Raw genomic sequence first — 19005 nt, forward strand, 5'->3', positions numbered from 1 at the left:
GGCGAGAGGCCGCGCGATGACGCAGTTGGCGCACTGGCGCTCATGGGGCCCGCTGGAACCGGTGGAAGCACCCGGCATCCCCATCGAGATGCGCGGTATCGCTCAAGGGCTTGACCCGGCTGTGCTGCATTACGCCCGGCGCCGGGCTGAGCGGCTGGGAACCGGGCTCGACGAGACGTTGCTCGCCACGGGTCATGCCTCGCCGGACACGCTGGCTCAGGCGGCGGCGCGGGATCTCGGGATCGACTTCGAGCCGCTCGACCCGGCGGTGTTCAAGGCCGCGCCAAGGCTCGCCGCTACCGATGTCTGCTCCATGCCGCGCAGCGGCGTCATGCGAACGACGGATGGACGGCTCGTCGCCGCGGCTCGTGGTGCGCAGCTGCGACGGCTTGCGGCGGCGCTGGCGGAGCGCCCACAGCTTTGTGGACGGGTGAGCCTCACGACACCGGAGCGGCTGTCGCGCTTCGTTCATGCGCGCTTCGGGCGGCAACTCGGCAACCTCGCCGCCTATCGGCTGCGGAACCGGCAGCCCCATCAGTCGGCAGGAACGCTCCATGCGTCCCGCTATGTGTTCGGACTAATCGCGTGCCTCCTCGCCGCTGTCTTCCTCACCACGACTGCCACCTCCTTCATCGGCGCCTGGATACTGCCTGGCCTCGTCGCTCTCATGCTCATAGGCAGCGCGACGCTGAAGCTGGCGGCCTGCACGATACCGCCTCAGAAGCCTCCCCGCCCGGCACGCGACGACAAGTCCTTGCCCAATTACAGCCTGATCGTTCCGCTCTACCGCGAGGCGCGGGTCGTGCCCCAATTGGTCGACGCCTTGGACGGGATCGACTACCCCCGCGAAAAACTCCAGATTCTGATGGTCATCGAACCAAACGATGAGGCAACGGCAACAGCACTCGCGCTCCACGCCCGCCGTCCCGGCTTCGAGGTCATCGTCGCCTCCCCGGTCGGCCCCCGTACCAAGCCGAAGGCGCTCAACGCCGCCCTGCCCTTCGCGCGCGGCACCGTGATCGGCGTCTACGACGCCGAGGATGTGCCCGATCCATTGCAGCTTCGGCACGTTTGCGGGAGGCTCAATGCACGCGGGAATCAACGCATTGGCTGCGTTCAGGCGCGCCTTGTCATCGACAATCTCGCCGATGGCTGGATTTCCCGGCAGTTCGCCGCCGAATATGCCGGCTATTTCGATGTCGTTCTGCCGATGCTCGGCCACTACCGGTTGCCGCTGCCGCTCGGGGGCACGTCCAATCACTTCCGCCGCGCCGCGCTTGACGACGTGAACGGTTGGGACCCCTTCAATGTCACGGAAGATGCCGATCTGGGCGTGCGCCTGGCGCGGGCCGGCTGGGGGACGGACGTCATTGCCTCCGCCACGGATGAGGAAGCGCCCCACCGGCTCGGTGCGTGGATGCGCCAGCGCACGCGCTGGTACAAGGGATGGATGCAGACGCTGCTGGTGCACATACGCCAGCCCCTGCGCATGGGACGCGAGGCTGGATGGGCGGAAACGCTGACCCTCCTGTTCCTTCTCGGCAGCGGCACGGCGGCCGCGCTGCTTCATCCCGTGCTGTTCGCTTCCGTGCTCCTGGGGCTGTTTCTGGAGCCCATCCATGAGCTGTCGTTTACGTCGACACTGCTCGACGGGGTTTGGTTCTGCGTGCTGGTGGCCGGACTTCTCGGTACCGTGCTTTCGACCATGCTCGGCATGCAGCGGCGCCGGATTCCCGGCATGGTCGGCGTGGCGCTGAGCATGCCGGTGTACTGGCTCATGATGTCGGCGGCAGCCTGGCGCGCCCTTATCGCGCTCGTCATCGCCCCGTCGCACTGGGAGAAGACCGAACACGGGCTGGCGCGCACATCACGCCGGAGGCAGGGATTGCGGCCGACGTTGCGCCTCAGAAATAGCGGCGCAGCTCAGCAGCAGCGTCTTCGGGCGGGCGCTTCAGGTTGAAGGGGGCCACGAACCGGCCGTTCTTGTCCATGAGATAGACGATGGCCGTATGGTCCATCGTGTAATCACCTCCCTGGGTCGGCACCTTCTTGGCGTAGGCGCGGTAGGCGCGGGTGACAGCGGCAATCTGCTCCGGCGTGCCGCTCAATCCCTGAAGGCTCGGGTGGAAGCTGCCGAGATAGGACTTCATCACCTCAGGCGTATCCCGTTCGGGATCGACGGTGATGAACACCCCCGTGGCCTTGCGCGCATCCGGCCCCAGAGCTTCGAACAGCTGCGACATCTCGAACAGCGCCGTCGGACAGATGTCCGGGCAGTGGGTGAAGCCGAAGAACACCAATGTGGGCCTGCCGAGATAGCTGTCCTGTGTCACCGCATTCCCGTTCTGGTCGACGAGCTGAAACGGACCGCCGATTGCCACCTCGTTCGATACGGTTCCCCGGCCGGAGGGGAGCAGAGCAAGGGCGCTCGCGACGATGGCCACGGCACCGACGACGAAGGCGGCGAGGAGCAGGACAACACGACGGTTCGACATGGCACCACAGCAAGGCTCGGCGCCGCCCGACCGGCGCGCGCCAGGGATCAGTCTTCAAGGCTCAGAAGCAATAAGCGAGACCAGCCGTCAGCATCTCGAAGAAAACGACCGCACCGTGGCGCGCCCACAGGCCGATCGCCGCACCGACGGCGAGCACCCCGGCAATCCCCGCACCCCAGGTCAAGGCCTTGCTCCGCGAAGCCGCGATGTGTGCCATTGGTGTCGCCATCGTGCTCATACCTCCGACACAGCCTAGCACGAGCGCGACCCGCGCGCCCGCGATTCAGTCCCTCAATAGCCGCGGCGCGGGTCTACCTCGTGCAACGGCGGCAATCCCTGGCGCACCCGGCGGACACTCTCGGCCACATCACGTGCCGCCAAGGCCGGCACGGTGATGCTCGCCACATGGGGCGTGATCAGCACATTGTCGAGGTTCCACAGGGGGTGGCCGTTCGGCAGCGGCTCGGTCTCGAACACATCAAGCGTCGCCTCCGCTAGATGACCCGAGCGCAGCGCCTCGACAAGCGCCACCTCATCCACCAGCGGCCCGCGCGACACATTCACCAGCTTCGCGCCACGCGGCATGAGGGCGAGTTCGGCAGCGCCGAGCAGGTGATGCGTCTCCGGCGTCAGCGGCACCAGGCAGACCACGATCTCGCTTTCACCAAGCACACGTTCCAGCCCTTCACGGCCGGTGAAGGCGGTGACGCCGGCAATATCCTTCGGGCTACGCGACCAGCCTGAGACCGTGTAGCCCATGCCCGCCAGCGCCTTGGCCGAAGCCGCGCCGAGTTCGCCGAGCCCCAGCACACCGACCTTGATCTCGTAGAGCGGACGGGGATGCACATAGTCCCATTCGCCGCGCCGCTTGGCGCGTTCGAAAACCGGGATGTCGCGGGCATAGCGCGTCACCGCGAAGATGACGTAGCTCGCCATCATCGCCTCCATGCCGGGATCATTGAGACGGGCGAATTTCACCGGCAGCAGATCGTCCCGCCGCATCAGCGAGTCGACACCGGCTCCCAGATTGACCACGAGCTGCAGATTGGGAAAGCGCGCAAAGAAGCCGGCGGGAGGCGTCCACACCAGGGCGTAGCGAATGTCGGCGGGGTCGCCGACATCCGGGTCGATCCGCACATCAAGCTCGGGGAGTTCAGCGTTGAGCGCCGCCCGCCACGCCTCTCCATCATCCACCGCGCTGTAGAAGACCAGGGCATCCCCGCTCACGCGCATTCTCCGCTTTCAAAGCCGCCCGACTCGCCGGCCGCTCCATCCTATCGGCTCGGAGCCACGCGGACATAGACGGTAGCTGCCATCGCCGCCCGAATTGGCGCCCCGCCCACGGCCTCCACAGCGCGCCAATAGGCGCGTGGATCGCGCCACGTCCCGCAAACCGCCAAGAGGCGTGCCGGGAAGGACAGGCGCCACGCGTGTCCCGTTCCTCAGAAGAAATCCCGGGCCTCCGGCGCCGGCCCCTCATTGCGGGCAGACAAGTGCTGTCACCGACCAGCGGTGAGCACCTTCGAAATCGCTGAAAAGGCTAAAGTCTCCCATCAACAGCTGCCGCAGCCGGATGGAAATGTGGAGCGGGCGAAGGGAATCGAACCCTCGTATGCAGCTTGGGAAGCTGCCGTTCTACCATTGAACTACGCCCGCTCAGGCCGGCGGCACATTAAGGGCGCCACGCGGCCTCTTCAAGCCCCCACACACCTAAGCGCACAGAAGAGACGGCCCCGCGCACGATCCGGCCGTGAATCATGACGCCGCCGTCACCGATGCCGAAGCCGAACTGACCGGAACGAGGGATTTGAGATAGGCAATGAGGCACGTGGCGCGCTCAAGCTCCGCGCCGAAGTTAAGCGGACGAGGATTTGCCTCGAGAAACCAGAGGTCGCCCTCTTGATCCAGAGCGAGGTCGAAGACCCATTCAAATTGGTGTGCCGCGTCACTTTCCGTCAGCCGTTCGGCAAGTGCGAGCGAGAGGGCCTCGATCTGGCGTATCCGCCCGCCGATGTCGGCCTCGCCGCGTGCGCGGAGATAACTGTCGACGGGCATCAACGCGCCCCCTTGCGCAATGGTTGACACCACTTTTCCCGGCGCCGAAATGCGGCCTGTGATGCGCACCACGTCCCACGCACCGCCCGGCATACGCATCACTTCCGAGCGTAGCGTTCCGGGCCGACCGCTGCCGTCGCGCGTGTCGATGTAGCGTTGAACGACATAGCTGCGATAACCCATCCGCGCGCCTATCGCCGCGCATACCCGTGCAATGGCCTCATCGGTGGTCACCACGTGGCGACGGTCGCCCTGTATCATCTCCCATCGACCATTCCCGGCGGGAATGAGGAAATGCACGCCTATGCCGCGCATGCCGTCATTCGGCTTGACCACGATCCCAACGCCCGCCAGCCACGCGCCCAATTGCAATTGGGCGCGGCCGGGATCAAGCAATTCGGATGGGATGACATGCCTCTCCCACTGCGTGCCGACCAGAAGGTCAGCATTGCCAAGCTTATCTCGTTTCAGGGTACCGAGGGCCGTCGAGGAGCCGAGCACCCATTGTTCCACCTCGGCCTCTTGCCGCGTCGCGGGTTCATTGAGGATAACGACCACGGGAGGCAGGGGATGAGAAGATTGGCACCAGCCGTCGACACTCCATCTCCAGGCGCGCACCATTCCGGTAACGGGCTCGCAACCGGAGCTGTTCAGGAAGCAGAGATCCACGCTCTGGAGCGCCGCCTCGGCCAGCAAGGCCCGCAGGCGCACGGGGCGCATCTTGGCGGGGTGATAGCCACTGTGACCCATCATGGCGACGGGTCCGACAGGGGCCGGTGAAAAAGCCGAGCCGCCCAAGACCCCCGCGAGGTCGGATGTTCCGTCGGGCGTCCCCGTCATGTCCGTTCCCCTCGCACCTGAGCCGCCAAACGGACATGCCGGGAGAAGCGCGGCCCTCGGCACCCTCGCCGTTGCATGCGCCACCCCTTGTTCAAGCAGGCCAACGCTACAACCGAACGAGACCGACGAAAATCGGTATTATATTATCGCAATCCTTGGTGAACGGCCGCTGGTCGGCGCGATGCGGCGCCTCGGCGCTGCCGCAGGGACGGCCTGTCTGACGTGGGGAGTTCAGGCCGGGATGCCGGAGCGAGAGACGCTCGGCGCTTCGCGACGTGGGCTCCGCGCCCGGCTGGACCCCGGAATGCGCTGGTGACAGTAGCGCGGTGACGCCGGCACGATTAAGGAGAAGCCTAGAGATCTTCTCGGATGGCGCCTGTGCGCCCGACGACCTGCGATATAGGCGGACCTGCCGTGACATTCATGACGACCAACCCGGCGCTCGCCCGTGCGCTCGCCGAGCGGGAATACACCAGCGCAACGCCCGTTCAGCGCGCCGTGCTTGCGCCGGAGGCGGCGACCCGCGACCTGCTGGTGTCGGCGCAGACCGGATCGGGCAAGACCGTCGCCTATGGGCTCGCCATGGCCGAGACGCTGCTCGCCGCCGAGGAGCGTTTTGCCCCCGCCGCGGCTCCGCTGGCTCTGGTGGTGGCGCCGACGCGTGAACTGGCGCTTCAGGTGCAGCGGGAGTTCGGCTGGCTCTATGCCGCGACGGGCGCCCGCATCGTCTCCTGTGTCGGTGGCATGGACCCAAGGCAGGAACAGCGCCTGCTGAATCAGGGCGCCCACATCGTCGTCGGCACGCCGGGGCGGCTGCGCGACCATCTTGAACGCGGCCGGCTTGACCTCTCCGCGCTGAAGGTCGCGGTGCTCGACGAAGCCGATGAGATGCTCGATCTCGGCTTCCGCGAGGACCTCGAATTCATCCTCGACGCCACCCCGCCGGAACGGCGCAGCCTGCTTTTTTCCGCCACCATGCCGCGCGGCATCACCACGCTGGCCAAGCGCTACCAGAATGACGCGCTACGCATCGAGGTGGCGAGCGCCGAAGGTGGGCACGCCGATATCGAATATCGCACCATCCGTGTGGCGCCGACCGAGATCGACCACGTCGTGGTCAATGTGCTGCGCTTCTACGACACGCCTTCCGCCATCGTGTTCTGCAACACGCGCGAGGCGGTGCGGCGGCTGCACGCCATGCTGCAGGAGCGGCAGTTCTCCGCAGTCGCGCTCTCCGGCGAATTGAGCCAGAACGAGCGCAACCATGCGCTTCAGGCGCTGCGTGACGGGCGGGCGCGGGTCTGCGTCGCCACAGATGTGGCCGCGCGCGGCATCGACCTGCCCAATCTCGGTCTCGTCGTCCATGCCGAACTGCCCAATGATGCGGAAAGCCTGCAGCATCGCAGCGGGCGCACCGGGCGCGCGGGGCGCAAGGGCGTGAGCGTGCTGCTCGTGCCGCCCTTCCGGCGCCGGCGGACCGAGGAACTGATGCGCGGACTCGGTATCGCGCCGGTCTGGTCCGCGCCGCCGACGGCGGAAGAAATCCGTGCGCTCGACCATGAGCGCATGCTGGGCGATGCGCTGCTCACGGAAGAGCCGAACGAGGAAGACCTCGCCGCCGGGCGCACTTTGCTCGCCGCCCATGCGCCCGAGCACCTGGCCGCCGCACTGGTGCGGCTCTATCGCGCCGGCCTGCCGGCCCCCGAGGAAGTGGCCGACCCCGGCGAGCCGCGGGCGGTGCGCGACCGCGCGGCCGACCGCGAGTTCGGTGGCCCTTCGGGCGGAGGCAGCGCCTGGTTCCGGCTCAATGTCGGGCGCCGCAGCAATGCCGATCCCAAATGGCTGCTGCCGCTGATCTGCCGGCGCGGCAATGTGACCCGCAAGGACATCGGCGTCATCCGCATTCTCGACGAGGAAACCGCTTTCGAGGTGAGCCTTGCCGCCGCCGACCGCTTCGCCAAGGCGGCGCGCCGGATCGAGGGCGGCGACGTGGTGATCGAGCCTCTGCCCGGTGGCCCGCCGGAAGGTCGCTTCGTCCGCGCGCCCCGCGAGCGGCCGATACGCGAGCGGACGGACCGCCCCGAACGTGAACGTCCCGAGCGCGCGCGACCGGAGCGGGACAAGCCTGCTCAGGACAAGCCTGCTTATGAGGCGCCTGTCGAGGCCAAGCCTCCGCGCGCGCCGGCGGCACGCCATGAGCGGTCGCACGAAGCAGCAGTCGATGGCCGGACGCGGCGTGAGGCGATGACGGGCGACAGGCCCGAGCGCGCCAAAACCGCTCATCGCAAGGGCGGGGCGGACAAGCGCGAATGGAACCCGCTGGCGGACGCTGACAGGGAGCGTTCGGCGCGCCCCGAGCGCCCGAAAACCTTTGAAGGCAAAAAGCCGGGCCGCTTTGAGGGCAAGAAGCCGGAAGGCAAGAAGCCCGAAGGCAAGCCGCGCTTCGACAAGGGCACGGAGGGCAAGAAGCCCTATACCAAGCCCGGCAAGAGCAAGCCGCCGCGCCGGCCCTGACCGGCAGCGAGCCTCGGGTTCTGTCTAACAGCTGAAAAAGGCAAACGAAAAACAGGACGCAGCGATCGCGCTGCGTCCTGTTCATCCACGCGTCGCCGGCACCCGATGTTCGGCATCGGGTGCCGGGCTGAAGCGGATCAGACGACCTTGACGGTGAGCGTGCCGACGCCGTCGACGCCACCTTCCATCACATCGCCGCGCACAATGGCGCCGACACCCGCCGGGGTACCGGACATGATGACATCGCCGGGCCGCAGTTCGAACAGGCCGGAGAGGTAGGAGATCATCTCCGGCACCTTCCAGATCATCTGGTTGAGGTCGCCGACCTGGCGCTGGGTGCCGTTGACGTTGAGCCACACCTTGCCGGCGGCGGGATGGCCGATGGCGGAGGCCGGCACCAGCGCCGAGCACGGGGCGGAGGCCTCAAAGGCCTTGCCCACTTCCCACGGACGGCCGAGCTTCTTGGCTTCGCCCTGAAGGTCGCGGCGGGTCATGTCGAGGCCGACGCCATAGCCCCAGACGTGATCGAGCGCGGACTCGACCGGAATGTTCACCCCGCCCTTGCCGATGGCGACCAGCATTTCCAGCTCGTAATGCACATCGCTGGACTTGTCGGGATAGGGGAAGGTGCCATCGGTGATGACGTTGTCGGGGTTCTTCTGGAAGAAGAAGGGCGGCTCCTTGTTGGGATCATGCCCCATCTCGATCGCGTGCTCGGCGTAGTTGCGACCGACGCAGTAGATGCGGTGGATCGGGAACAGCTTGTCCGAGCCTTCGACGGGCAGCGTCGGAATGCCAGGAGGGGTAATCACATAGGTGGAGGTGTCGATAGGCGCGTTCATCAGCGTACTCCTGCGTAATAGTCGACGCGTTTTTCAATGCTTTCGATCAGGGCCGACAATCCCATCGCCGCCGCGAAGAGGATGATGGTGAGGGCCCAGAAATTCTCCATGTCGAAATTGCGCGAGTAGAGCTCGAACAATTCGCCATAGCCGATGATCGCCACCAGCAGCTGGCCGATGACCACACCCTTGACGCCGCGCACCACGCCGAGACGGATGCCGGCGAGGATTTCCGGCAGCGCCGCCAGCAAGATGATCTTGCTGTAGAGCGCGAAGCGGGAGGCGCCGTAGCTGCGGCCCATTTCCAGCAGCGAATTGGGCACGCTCTGAATGCCGGCACGCGTGTCGAGCACGATGATCCACACCGCGAAGAGGAACACCGTCACAACGACAGTGGTCTCGCCCATGCCGAACAGGATCATCAGCACCGGCACCAGCGCGGAGAGCGGGGCGGAGACGAAGATATTGACCCAGATTCCCAGAAGGTTGTCGGCCGTGGCCGAACGCCCCATCAGCACGCCGATGGCAATGCCGACGACGATGGCGAAGAACATGCCGATCAGGAAGCTGTTCAGCGTGGTGAGCGCCGCCGCCTGCCAGGTTCCCGTCTGCACCAGCGCCACGGCGGCCACCAGCACGTCGGAAAGCGGGGGAATGAGGAACATCGCGCCGGAACGCCCGACGATCTCCCAGATGACGCACCACACGAGCAGCGACGCCATCATGGGCACGCGAAATCCAAACAAGGTCATCGCGCCCTCCCTAATCGACGTAGCGCTTCAGGCCCTGCCAGATTTCCTCGACCGTATCGAGGTAGCCCTGGTCACGGCGGATGGCGTCCGGCGTTGCGGAACGGTCGATCTCCGGCTCGATGATCTGCGCGATCCGGCCGGGGCGCCGCGACAGAATGACGATGCGGTCCGAGCAATAGACCGCCTCTTCAATCGAGTGGGTGACGAAGATGAAGGTCTTCTTCTCCTTCTCGACCAGTTCCAGCAAATCCTCCTGGAACTTGCGCCGGTTCTGTTCGTCCACCGCCGAGAACGGTTCGTCGAGGAGGAGAACATCGGCATTCACCGCGAAGGCGCGGGCAAGGCCGACGCGCTGGCGCATGCCGCCGGAGAGTTCGTGCGGATATTTGTTCTCGAACCCCGCCAGACCCACTTCGGCGATGTACTTGGCGGCAATCGCCTGACGCTCGTCCTTGCCCATGCCCTTGAGTTCAAGGCCGAAGGCGACGTTGCGCATCACCGTGGCCCACGGCATCAGCGCGAAGTCCTGGAACACGAAGGCACGTTCCGGACCCGGGCCGGTGACGGTCTTGCCGTTCACGCGGATTTCGCCCGAGGTGGCGGGGATCAGGCCGGCGATGATCTTGAGCAGCGTGGTCTTGCCGCAGCCCGACGGCCCGAGCAGCGTGGTCAGCTTGCCCGAGGGAAAGTCGAGATCGATGCCGCGCAGGGCCTCCACCTCATTGTACATCTTGCAGACGCCGCGCACCTCGACCGCGACATCCGAACCGGCGGGACGGGAGGCAGCGCTCGCCGCCTGGGCGGTGATGTTGCGCATGGTCAGGACCTCTTCTTCTCGGGACGCAGCACGCGAAGCTCGAAAGCCTCAAGCGCGGCGAGCGTCAGGGTGGACACAAGGATGATGGAGACCACCGCCGCATACATCTCGGCATAATTGGCCACCGAGCGGTGATAAGTGATGAGGTCGCCGATCCCCGTCGGGGTGATGAGAAGCTCCGCCAGGATCACGCCGATAAAGCCGGCGGCGAGGCCGAGGCGCAGGCCGGCGAAGATCACCGGGCTGGCATCGGGGATGATGATCTTGGTGATGCGCTGCCACAGATTGCCCTGGAACGAGTAGCACATGGCGACCAGCGAGGGATTGGCGTTGCGCACCGCCTTGTAACCATTGAGCACGATCACCGGCAAGGCGAGCATGATCACCGCCAGCGTCTTCGACACCAGGCCGATGCCGTAGACGAAGGTGATCAGCGGGATCAGCGCCGCCATCGGCGCGGCCTGAAGCACGATGAACACCGGCGCCACCAGCCATTCCGCGAAGCGCGACAGGCCCATGACGATGCCGAGAGCGATGCCGATGACGGCGGAGACGGCGATGCCGATCACCAGCGGCTGCAACGTCTCGGCATAGGCCGCGACGAAGGAGCCGTCGAGCGTCATCGTCACGAAGGCACTCAGCGTCTCAAGAAAGGTCGGGAAGGCGAAGCTGATCGGGATACGCCCGGCGATTTCCCAGATGAGGAAGAACAGCCCGACCGACGCCAGGCGCCAGAGAGCGGTGCGGTGCTCCGAGAGCTTCCTCCAGAAGAAGGAAGCTTCGGAGGGGGGAACGGCTCGCGAGGAGCCGTTCGCCTGGACCGGATAGGTCATCCCGCCGGCCTCAGTTCGTGCCGACCTTGGCGAGCGCGCGATTCAGCGGCTCGAGCGCCCAGAAATCCTCGACCTTCAGGGTCTTGGGGTCGCCCTGGAGCTGGCCCGAGAGCGTGTAGAAGGCAAAATCGTCCTTGGCCGCCGCCTCGCCGCCGCCATTGAGCGGGAACGCCTTACCCTGGGCAAGTTCGGTGAAGTAAGGGGTGATCTCCGCCACCTGATCGGCCGGGAGATCCGGCAGCAGCTTGTACTTGGCGCGCCACTCGGCGACGACCGCGGGGTTCTTGGTCACTTCGCGCCAGGTGGTCAGCACCGACTCGACGATGATGTCCACGTCCTTGGGGTTCTTGTCGAGGAAGTCCTGGCGCGCGAACAGCGCCTCGTCGGTCGCGTTGATGCCGTCCAGCGGCAGGATGATGAACTTGCCCGGGGCCTTCTCCTGCAGTAGCCGGCGGCCGGCCGAATCCACGATCGTCGCCTTGACGTTGCCCTGCAGCAGCGCGCCGGTGCGCACTTCCGAGCCGGGGATGTAGCTGATCTTGGAGAACTTGATGCCCTGCTTCTCCTCCATCAGCTTCATGATGGCCTCGGTGCCGGAACCGCGCGAATGCACGGCGACTTCCTGGCCGTTGAGGTCCTTCCAGGTCTTGTAGAACTCGGCGTTGACCGCCGGATAGAAGCGCAGGGTGGAGAGCTGCAGGAAGATGCGCACCGGCACCTTCACCTTCTGCATCAGCGCATAGGGACCGCCGACGCCGATATCCGCCTGCCCGCTCACCACCGCCTGGGCGGCGATGTCCTCGGACTTCAGATAGGTCATCTCGATATCGACGCCGCGCGCCTTGGCGAGCTCGAAGGCGGCGAGCAGGTGCAGGTTCTCGACCGAGGCAATGTCGCCATAGGCGACGCGGACCTTCGCCTCAGCCTGCGAGGGCGCGGACAGGGCAAGGCCTATACCGACCGCGACCGCCACGCCGGAGAGATCGCGCAGTTTTCTGGTGATTTCCTTGAGCATTTTCAGTCTCCCATGAGAGCCGAGCGGTTCAATCCGCCACTTGCCCGACCCGCGAGGTCGGATACCAATTTCATTTTGGTTTATATTGGCTCATGTGACCGGTCAAGGCCGGATCGGCTTGACCACACGACTTGATGGCGCCATAGAATGAACCAATTCGCAATTTGGTTGATCCGGACTCCCATGCTTAACCCTGCTGCTGACACCCACCTCGAAAAAGGTATCGTCACGCAACTGCGCGCCTATCTCGCCCAGATCGAGCTGCCGGACGATGGCCGCCTGCCGCCCGAGCGTGAGTTGTCGACCGCGCTGGGTGTCTCGCGGACCGAGCTGCGCAAGGCGCTCGACGTGCTGGAGGCGGAAGGCCAGCTCTGGCGCCATGTCGGCAAGGGCACCTTCATGGGGAGCCGGCCGCTGGACACTTTCGCCGACATCGCGGCCCTGGCGCGGCGCAGCAATCCGGCCGAGGTGATGCGGGCGCGCATCGTGATGGAACCGGAGATCTGCCGCGCCGCCGCCTTCACCGCGACCCCGGAAGACATCGCGGAAATGCGCATGTGCCTGACGCGCTCGCGTCAGGCGGAGACCTGGCGCCAATATGAGGCCTGGGACACCCGCCTGCACCGCACCATTGCTGAAGCGTCGCAGAACACCTTGCTTCTCGGCCTGTTCGACACGCTGAACGCGGTGCGCCGCGCGGTAACGTGGGGCCGGCTGCGCACCGAGCCGGTGAAGCCCCTGCCCGACCATCACAGCTTCGCCGAGCATGAGGCGATCGTCGACGCCATCGAGCAGCGCGACATCGCCGCCGCCGCCGCCTGCATGCGCGCGCATCTGCAGACCGTCGAGCGCAAGCTTCTCGACCGGCAGTGAGAGCCGAACCGCTGCCGCGGGCTTGAGAAAGTTCCGACTTCGACGTTGGATGTGCTGTCGGCGCCGGGCCGACGGCCAAGGGCATCAAGGCACCTGATCGTGTGGAACGGCGCAAGTGCGAGACGGACTGCCGCACCCTTCTGCTGGCGGAACATCGTCCCGTGAGCCGCGCACCCCGGCCAGCGACGCTTGCCGCCCGCTGGCGACGACTGCGTTGGCGTGACCGCGCGCTGCTGGCGGAAGCGCTGCTGGTGATCAGCCTCGCCCGGCTGGCGCTTGTCACCCTGCCCTTCCGCCATGTGGTTCGCCTGGCGGCCACACGACCGGCGAAAACGCGTGCCGACGATCCAGAGGCCCAGATCATCGGCCGCACCCGCTGGGCCGTCCGCGCCGTGGCGCGGCGTGTGCCCTTCCGGGCCATGTGCCTTGAGCAGGGCCTGACGGCGCGGGTGCTGCTGCGGCGGCGCGGCGTGGCGACGACACTTCATTATGGCGTCGCGAAAGACAGGGAAGGCCGGCTTTCGGCGCATTTATGGGTGCGCGCGGGCGCCCTCGACGTGATCGGCACCGAGAATGCCGACCAGTTCACCCTTGTCGCCACCTTTCCCCCAGCTGAGCGGGCCGGCGACATGTTCGGCGACGGTCGCGCGCGCTGATTGCCAGGCCACCGCTCAGTCCAGCGTCTGCCGGAAGCGCGTGACGGCAATGACCATCGCCACGATCATGATCACGCTCAGCCCCAGAATGCTGTGCGCCAGATCGGCCGAGGTCGCCCCCTTCAGCAGAATGCCCCGCACGATGCGCAGATAGTGGGTCAGCGGCAGCGCTTCGGCGATCCACTGCGCCCATGTCGGCATGCCGGCGAAGGGAAACATGAAGCCGGACAGCAGGATGTTGGGCAGGAAATACATGAAGGTCATCTGCACCGCTTGCAGCTGGTTCTGCGCCAGGGTCGAGAAGGTGTAACCAATCGCCAGGTTGGTGAGGATGAACAGGCCGGTCAGGACGGTGAGGAGGACGAGATTGCCCATGACCGGCACCTGGAACAGCACCACCGCCGCGCCAAGGATCATCGCCGCCTGCAGCGCCCCGACCAAGACATAGGGCGTGATCTTTCCCACCATGATCTCCACCGGCCGGATGGGCATCGCGAGCAGCGTCTCCATGGTGCCGCGCTCCACCTCCCGCGTCACGGAAAGCGCGGTGAAAATGAGCATGGTCATGGTGAGGATCGTGCCGAGCAGGCCCGGAACGATGTTCAGCTGGGTGACGGCGGCCGGATTGTAGCGGGGATGGGTGCGGAACTCGAAGGGTGGCGGGGCGGTCTCCAGCCCGCTGCCCTCGGGGGCGTCGTCAAGCTTGAAGCGCTCGCGGCGGACCGACGTTTCCACGAGACGGCCCAGGGCCGCGAGCGCGCTTGTCGAGGCGACAGGATCGGTCGCGTCGGCCGACACAAGCAGCGCCGGGCTCTCTCCACGCCGCACCGCGCGCTCGAAGCCGGCGGGAATCTCCACCACGAACAGCACCTGCCCCGAGCGCAGCAAATGCTCGGCCTCCGCCTCGTTCAAGGGATGCTGGGTAATGGCGAAATACTGGGTGTTCTCGATCGCGGCGAGGATGGCGCGGGTCAGTGCCGACTGGTCATAGGCGAGCACGGCGGTCGGCAAATGGCGCGGGGTGGTATTGATGGCGTAGCCGAACAAAATCAGCTGCAGGAGAGGGATCGACACCATCGCGGCGAAGGAGACGCGATCGCGCAGCAGCTGGATGAATTCCTTGCGCATCATCGCGCCCATGCGGCGCAGGGACCCCGCCGCGCCTCTCACCGGACCTTGTCCTTCGAGCGGTTGATCAGGTCGATGAACACGTCCTCAAGGCTTGGGCTGTCGGCACGCCAGACGAGATCGTCCCGGCCACGGAGGCCGTCGATGGCGCGCTCCAGCGCCTCCCGGTCGCGCCCGCCCACATGCACGCTCGTGCCGAAGGGAGCGACCAGCTCGAAAGCCGGCACCGCCATCAGTTCGCGCGCCAGCGCCGCAGGATCAGGACCGGTGACGCGCCACATGTGGAGGGCGGAGTCCGCGATCACCTCCTCCACACGGCCCTGCGCCAGCAACTCGCCATAGGCGATGTAAGCGATCTCGTGGCAGCGCTCGGCCTCGTCCATGTAATGGGTGGAGACGAGCACCGTGACACCTTCCGCGGCCAGATCGTGAATCTGCGCCCAGAACTCGCGCCGGGCCTTGGGATCAACGCCGGCGGTCGGCTCGTCCAGCAAGAGCAGTTGGGGCCGGGGCAGGATGCACGCCCCTAGGGCGAGACGCTGCTTCCAGCCGCCGGACAGGTTCCCGGCCAGTTGCCGCTCGCGCCCTCTCAGTCCGAGCGAGGCGATGGCCTCTTCCGCCGCCGTCTGCGCATCGGGCACGCCATAGATTCGGGCAACGAATTCAAGGTTCTCCCGCACGGAGAGGTCCGCATAGAGACTGAATCTCTGCGTCATGTAGCCGACATGGCGACGGATTCGGCGGCCTTCGGTGAGGATGTCCATGCCGAGGCAGGTGCCCTGCCCCTCATCCGGCGTCAGCAGCCCGCAGAGCATGCGGATCGTGGTGGTCTTGCCGGAACCGTTGGGCCCGAGAAAGCCATAGATCTGGCCGCGCCTGACGCGCATCGAGAGATCGCGGACGACGCGGTGGCCACCAAAACTCTTGCTGAGGCCCTGCACGTCGATGGCGTAGGCGTTCTCGCCCTCCGCGGCCAGGGGCACGGCCGGCTGCCCCCCCTCCGCCCGCGCGCTCATGGCGCGATCTCGACCGTGACCGGCTGCCCGGGGCGCAGCTTGGAAGGGTCCCGCGGCTTGGCTTCCAGCATGAACACCAGCTTGGAGCGCTCATCGAGGCTGTAAATCACCGGCGGCGTGTATTCGGCGCTGCTGGCGATGTAGCTGACCGTGGCGTCGATCGGCTCCGCGCAACCATCGCAACTCACCGTGACCGCGCGGCCCATGCGGAGCTGCGGAAGCGCCGGTTCCGGCACGAAGAACCGAACCTTGATCAGATCGGGCGGCAGGATCGACACGACGGGACGCCCGGCCGGCACCAGCTCGCCCACGCGAAAATACACCGTCTCCAACGTGCCGCTCACGGGTGCGGACATGCGTCGCCGGTCCAGCCGCACCTGCGCCACCGCCAGGGCGGCGCGGGCCGCATCCACCGCTTTCTCGGCGGCCGCGATTTCCGCGTCGCGGCCGGCGAGCTTCGCCGCCTCGATCCGGCGGCGCACTTCGTCCAGCGACGCCTCGTTCTGGTTGAAGGTCTGCTGCGCCGTGTCCAACGCCGCCTTGGAGGAAACCTGCTTGGACTGCAGATCCTTCTGGCGCTCCAGTTCAAGGCGGGAAAGCTCCAGCGCGGCGGCGGCCCGCCTCTCCCCGGCCTCCAGCACGGCCACTTCTTCGGGCCGCTGGGTCGACGCCTTGATGTTGGCAAGCTGGGAAAGGGTCTGCCCCAGGCTCGCTTCCGCCGCCTTCACATTCGCCTGTTGAATATCCGCATCAACGGCGAAAAGAGGCGTTCCCGTGGTCACCACGTCGCCTTCATCCACGTTCAGCTCGACGATGCGGCCCACCTCGTCGGGCCCGACAAAGATGAAATCGGCCTCCGCATAGCCCTGATACCCGCCGGGCCGGGAGACGACGAAGAAGGCAGCGAGTGAAAACAGGAGGAGGGTGAGAATCAGGACGACGACATTGGTGGGCAGGCGGAAAGGCAACGTCATCATGTCCTCGGCCTCAGGGCCGTTTCGATGCCCTCTTGCCCTCCGGCAAGCATACCGAGACCCACGGGTTCCGGATGACTCCGCGCCGGCCACAGCGCGCACGGATGCCGCAAGGTCGAAGCCTGCCCATACGACCAGACTTCGCGGCGCAGTTCCAGCGCTCCCCACGGGCGAAGGCCGGCCCAACCCCGTTACAATCAAAAATAGTCGCAGGCCCGCGGCTCATCGGGCGCGCGGGAGAAATGCGCCGAGCCCCGGCCCAGGCGGCTATCACGGCGAATGCAGGCTCCGCGTCAGCCATGATGGCGTTGGTCGCAAAGATGCCGCGCCGCGTCTCAGCCCGTGAACGCGACTTCCTGCTTCTCGAAGCGCTGCGAGCCGAAATCCTGATAATGCGTGCAAAAATACTGCCGGGCGATTTCGGCGACGAGGCGGGCGCGGGTGACATGCGAGCCGGGGATCGTCTTGTCGATCCAACTGTCCGGCACGGTGAGAACCATTCCCGTCTCCAGCCGACACAGAATCGTCCGCAACTCCTCGCCCGCCATCTCGCGCCCCCCCCCTCCAAGCCTGTTCTCCTTGGCTATAGGCTGGGGCGCCGGGCGAAATCCAGCCCTTCATTTCGAGCGAGCTCAGGGCTCGTCTTCTTTTCGAGGCGGGGAGCGATCCGAGACCGATTCCGGGCCGCTGCGCGCGGCCGGACGCCTGAAGTGAGCGACGCGATTCGTCGCGACAGCCGGATGCCAAACCGGCAGGGGTCAAAACAGAAGCACTGTTGCCCTATGGACACAGCGCGCGCATCGACATGTAAGACATTGTAAGAAAAGACGAATTATATCGCCCTGCGCGAAATTGCGCAATCTGCAACCTGTGACAGGGGGAAAAACCCTCTCTTGATCCGCGCCCATGTCCCTGCGGTAGTTTCATACAGAGCTATCTGTGTTATGAGGTGCTAGGGTTTGCCGGTGGCACTTTGTGTCCTCGAAACTCAAGGGGCTCTGATGCGAATTGTGTTGTCGATGGCGGCTTTGGCTGCTCTTTCGTTCGGCGCGGCCGGTTCCGCTGCCGCCCAGGATGCGTGCCAGACCGCTGGCCGGTTGGCTTCCGCTGTCGGCTCGGTCATGATCGACAAGGGCAGCGGCTTCACGCCGGGCGTGATCGGTACGTCGCTGAAGACGGGCGACAAGGTCTCCGTGCGCGGCCAGGGCAATGCCGTGGTTGATTTTGGCGACAATCGGACGGTCACTATTCCCAGCTCCACCACCGAGACGCTGCGCGCTCCGGGTTGCGGCTTCGGCGTGACCAATTCGGGCGGGAACCCCGGCCTCGCCATTGGCGGCATGCTGGCGGCCACCGGCGGCATTGCTGCGGCACTCTCCAGCATCGACAACGGCGGCAGCAGCGTCATCGTCATTCCCGTCAGCCCCTGAGCCTAAACGCTGACCTCGGCGGCTTGGGTGCACCTCGGTGCACCCACCCCTTCCCACGCAAATCTGCGTCACGGCGCCCTCATTGGGATGGCGCCTCGATCCCCGAGGTGAAAAACACCTCGGCCCCGACGGATCGCCAAGCGCCGCATCCCGCCCCAGCCGGCTCGGCTTGACCGGCCGCCAAGTCCGAAGGAGCATGACATGCTCCGACCGCGCCACGACATAACAAGACGGCGGAGCGGGAGGATCGCATGCCTGCTCGCATGGGCGCGGCCATTGCCGCCGGCCTTGTTCTTCTGACCAGCGCGGCCTTGGCCGACCCCTCGGGTGATCCGTCCGCTGCCAGTTCCACCGATGGCCTGTACAGCGACGCGCAGGGCAACCCCACCTACCAGATCAGCAAGGACGGAACGGTCGACTGGTACACGTCGATCGGCTACCTCCGTTACACCGCCAACTGCCTGCAATGCCATGGCCCGGACGGGCTTGGCTCCAGCTTCGCCCCCTCGCTGACCGACGCGCTGCAGTCGCTGAACTACAGCCAGTTCATCGACACCGTCACCAACGGCAAGCAGAATGTGAGCACGAGCCAGGATCTGGTGATGCCGGCCTTCGGCACCAATCCGAATGTGATGTGCTTCATCGACGCCATTTTCATCTATCTCCGCGCCCGGTCGGACGGTGCCCTCGGGCGGGGCCAGCCCGCGAACAGCGCGCCGCGGCCGGCGGGCTACACCGCCCGCGAGGATGCGTGCCTCGGCTAGG

19 protein-coding genes and 1 tRNA gene are annotated in these 19005 nt (G+C 66.1%); 6 read left to right on the top strand and 14 right to left on the bottom strand.

All coding sequences use genetic code 11. The annotated features are described in order from the left end of the window. The first annotated feature begins 16 nt into the window (after positions 1 to 16). On the top strand, positions 17 to 1960 hold the full coding sequence (locus ACP2AH_RS13255) for a glycosyltransferase (protein ID WP_425106232.1): 1944 nt from the start codon (positions 17 to 19) through the stop codon (positions 1958 to 1960). Here ACP2AH_RS13255 and ACP2AH_RS13260 read toward each other — a convergent pair. The 5 genes from ACP2AH_RS13260 to ACP2AH_RS13280 form a co-directional block, all read right to left on the bottom strand. Then, complete coding sequence (locus ACP2AH_RS13260; RefSeq protein WP_425106233.1) at positions 1905 to 2495, bottom strand: SCO family protein; 591 nt, start codon at positions 2493 to 2495, stop codon at positions 1905 to 1907. The two genes, ACP2AH_RS13255 and ACP2AH_RS13260, sit on opposite strands and share 56 nt — an antisense overlap. Positions 2496 to 2556: 61 nt before the next feature. Then, complete coding sequence (locus ACP2AH_RS13265) at positions 2557 to 2712, bottom strand: hypothetical protein (RefSeq protein ID WP_425106234.1); 156 nt, start codon at positions 2710 to 2712, stop codon at positions 2557 to 2559. Between the two features lie 74 nt (positions 2713 to 2786). Then, positions 2787 to 3722: a 2-hydroxyacid dehydrogenase gene (locus tag ACP2AH_RS13270; RefSeq protein WP_425106235.1), complete on the bottom strand. Its 936-nt coding sequence runs from the start codon at positions 3720 to 3722 to the stop codon at positions 2787 to 2789. 355 nt (positions 3723 to 4077) lie between these two features. Beyond that, positions 4078 to 4151, bottom strand: a tRNA-Gly gene (locus ACP2AH_RS13275). A 99-nt stretch (positions 4152 to 4250) separates the two neighbouring features. Next, on the bottom strand, positions 4251 to 5390 hold the full coding sequence (locus tag ACP2AH_RS13280) for a YheC/YheD family protein (RefSeq protein WP_425106236.1): 1140 nt from the start codon (positions 5388 to 5390) through the stop codon (positions 4251 to 4253). Positions 5391 to 5804: 414 nt separating this feature from the next. Between ACP2AH_RS13280 and ACP2AH_RS13285 the strand changes: the two genes are divergently transcribed. Continuing rightward, entirely contained in the window at positions 5805 to 7904 is a 2100-nt protein-coding gene (locus ACP2AH_RS13285; RefSeq protein WP_425106237.1) for a DEAD/DEAH box helicase, read from the top strand. A 137-nt stretch (positions 7905 to 8041) separates the two neighbouring features. On the opposite strand, the gene ACP2AH_RS13290 is transcribed toward ACP2AH_RS13285, so the two are convergent. The 5 genes from ACP2AH_RS13290 to ACP2AH_RS13310 are packed head-to-tail and all read right to left on the bottom strand — an operon-like array spanning position 8042 to position 12163. After that, a complete protein-coding gene (locus ACP2AH_RS13290; protein ID WP_307019504.1) occupies positions 8042 to 8746 on the bottom strand; it encodes a fumarylacetoacetate hydrolase family protein in 705 nt (234 codons plus the stop codon). Continuing rightward, positions 8746 to 9498, bottom strand: coding sequence for an ABC transporter permease (locus ACP2AH_RS13295; RefSeq protein ID WP_425106238.1), 753 nt, complete (start codon positions 9496 to 9498; stop codon positions 8746 to 8748). Before ACP2AH_RS13295 ends, ACP2AH_RS13290 begins: the two co-directional genes overlap by 1 nt. Before the next feature lie 10 nt (positions 9499 to 9508). Continuing rightward, positions 9509 to 10315: an ABC transporter ATP-binding protein gene (locus tag ACP2AH_RS13300; protein WP_307019643.1), complete on the bottom strand. Its 807-nt coding sequence runs from the start codon at positions 10313 to 10315 to the stop codon at positions 9509 to 9511. Positions 10316 to 10317: 2 nt separating this feature from the next. Further along, a complete protein-coding gene (locus ACP2AH_RS13305; protein WP_425106239.1) occupies positions 10318 to 11148 on the bottom strand; it encodes an ABC transporter permease in 831 nt (276 codons plus the stop codon). A 10-nt stretch (positions 11149 to 11158) separates the two neighbouring features. Then, a complete protein-coding gene (locus tag ACP2AH_RS13310; protein ID WP_425106240.1) occupies positions 11159 to 12163 on the bottom strand; it encodes an ABC transporter substrate-binding protein in 1005 nt (334 codons plus the stop codon). A gap of 183 nt (positions 12164 to 12346) precedes the next feature. Between ACP2AH_RS13310 and ACP2AH_RS13315 the strand changes: the two genes are divergently transcribed. Beyond that, positions 12347 to 13036, top strand: coding sequence for a FadR/GntR family transcriptional regulator (locus tag ACP2AH_RS13315; protein ID WP_421697939.1), 690 nt, complete (start codon positions 12347 to 12349; stop codon positions 13034 to 13036). Positions 13037 to 13197: 161 nt separating this feature from the next. Further along, a complete protein-coding gene (locus tag ACP2AH_RS13320; RefSeq protein ID WP_425106241.1) occupies positions 13198 to 13692 on the top strand; it encodes a lasso peptide biosynthesis B2 protein in 495 nt (164 codons plus the stop codon). 15 nt (positions 13693 to 13707) lie between these two features. Here the strand turns inward: ACP2AH_RS13320 and ACP2AH_RS13325 are convergent, their stop codons facing one another. The 4 genes from ACP2AH_RS13325 to ACP2AH_RS13340 form a co-directional block, all read right to left on the bottom strand. Then, the gene (locus tag ACP2AH_RS13325; protein WP_425106242.1) at positions 13708 to 14832 is read right to left on the bottom strand and encodes an ABC transporter permease; all 1125 of its coding nucleotides are present in this window, start codon (positions 14830 to 14832) and stop codon (positions 13708 to 13710) included. 26 nt (positions 14833 to 14858) lie between these two features. Then, positions 14859 to 15836 (bottom strand): ABC transporter ATP-binding protein, encoded by a 978-nt coding sequence (locus tag ACP2AH_RS13330; RefSeq protein ID WP_425106243.1) that lies wholly within the window; start codon positions 15834 to 15836, stop codon positions 14859 to 14861. Further along, a complete protein-coding gene (locus ACP2AH_RS13335) occupies positions 15833 to 16912 on the bottom strand; it encodes an HlyD family secretion protein (RefSeq protein WP_425106244.1) in 1080 nt (359 codons plus the stop codon). Before ACP2AH_RS13335 ends, ACP2AH_RS13330 begins: the two co-directional genes overlap by 4 nt. 233 nt (positions 16913 to 17145) lie before the next feature. After that, positions 17146 to 17310 (bottom strand): hypothetical protein, encoded by a 165-nt coding sequence (locus ACP2AH_RS13340; protein ID WP_307019496.1) that lies wholly within the window; start codon positions 17308 to 17310, stop codon positions 17146 to 17148. Between the two features lie 465 nt (positions 17311 to 17775). Between ACP2AH_RS13340 and ACP2AH_RS13345 the strand changes: the two genes are divergently transcribed. Together ACP2AH_RS13345 and ACP2AH_RS13350 are read left to right on the top strand one after the other, a co-directional pair. Continuing rightward, the gene (locus ACP2AH_RS13345; RefSeq protein WP_425107040.1) at positions 17776 to 18240 is read left to right on the top strand and encodes a hypothetical protein; all 465 of its coding nucleotides are present in this window, start codon (positions 17776 to 17778) and stop codon (positions 18238 to 18240) included. Positions 18241 to 18491: 251 nt separating this feature from the next. After that, a complete protein-coding gene (locus ACP2AH_RS13350; protein ID WP_425106245.1) occupies positions 18492 to 19004 on the top strand; it encodes a c-type cytochrome, methanol metabolism-related in 513 nt (170 codons plus the stop codon). The last annotated feature ends 1 nt before the right edge of the window (position 19005 follow it).

This window comes from Ancylobacter sp. (assembly GCF_965249975.1).
In the GTDB taxonomy this organism is placed as follows: Bacteria; Pseudomonadota; Alphaproteobacteria; order Rhizobiales; family Xanthobacteraceae; genus Ancylobacter.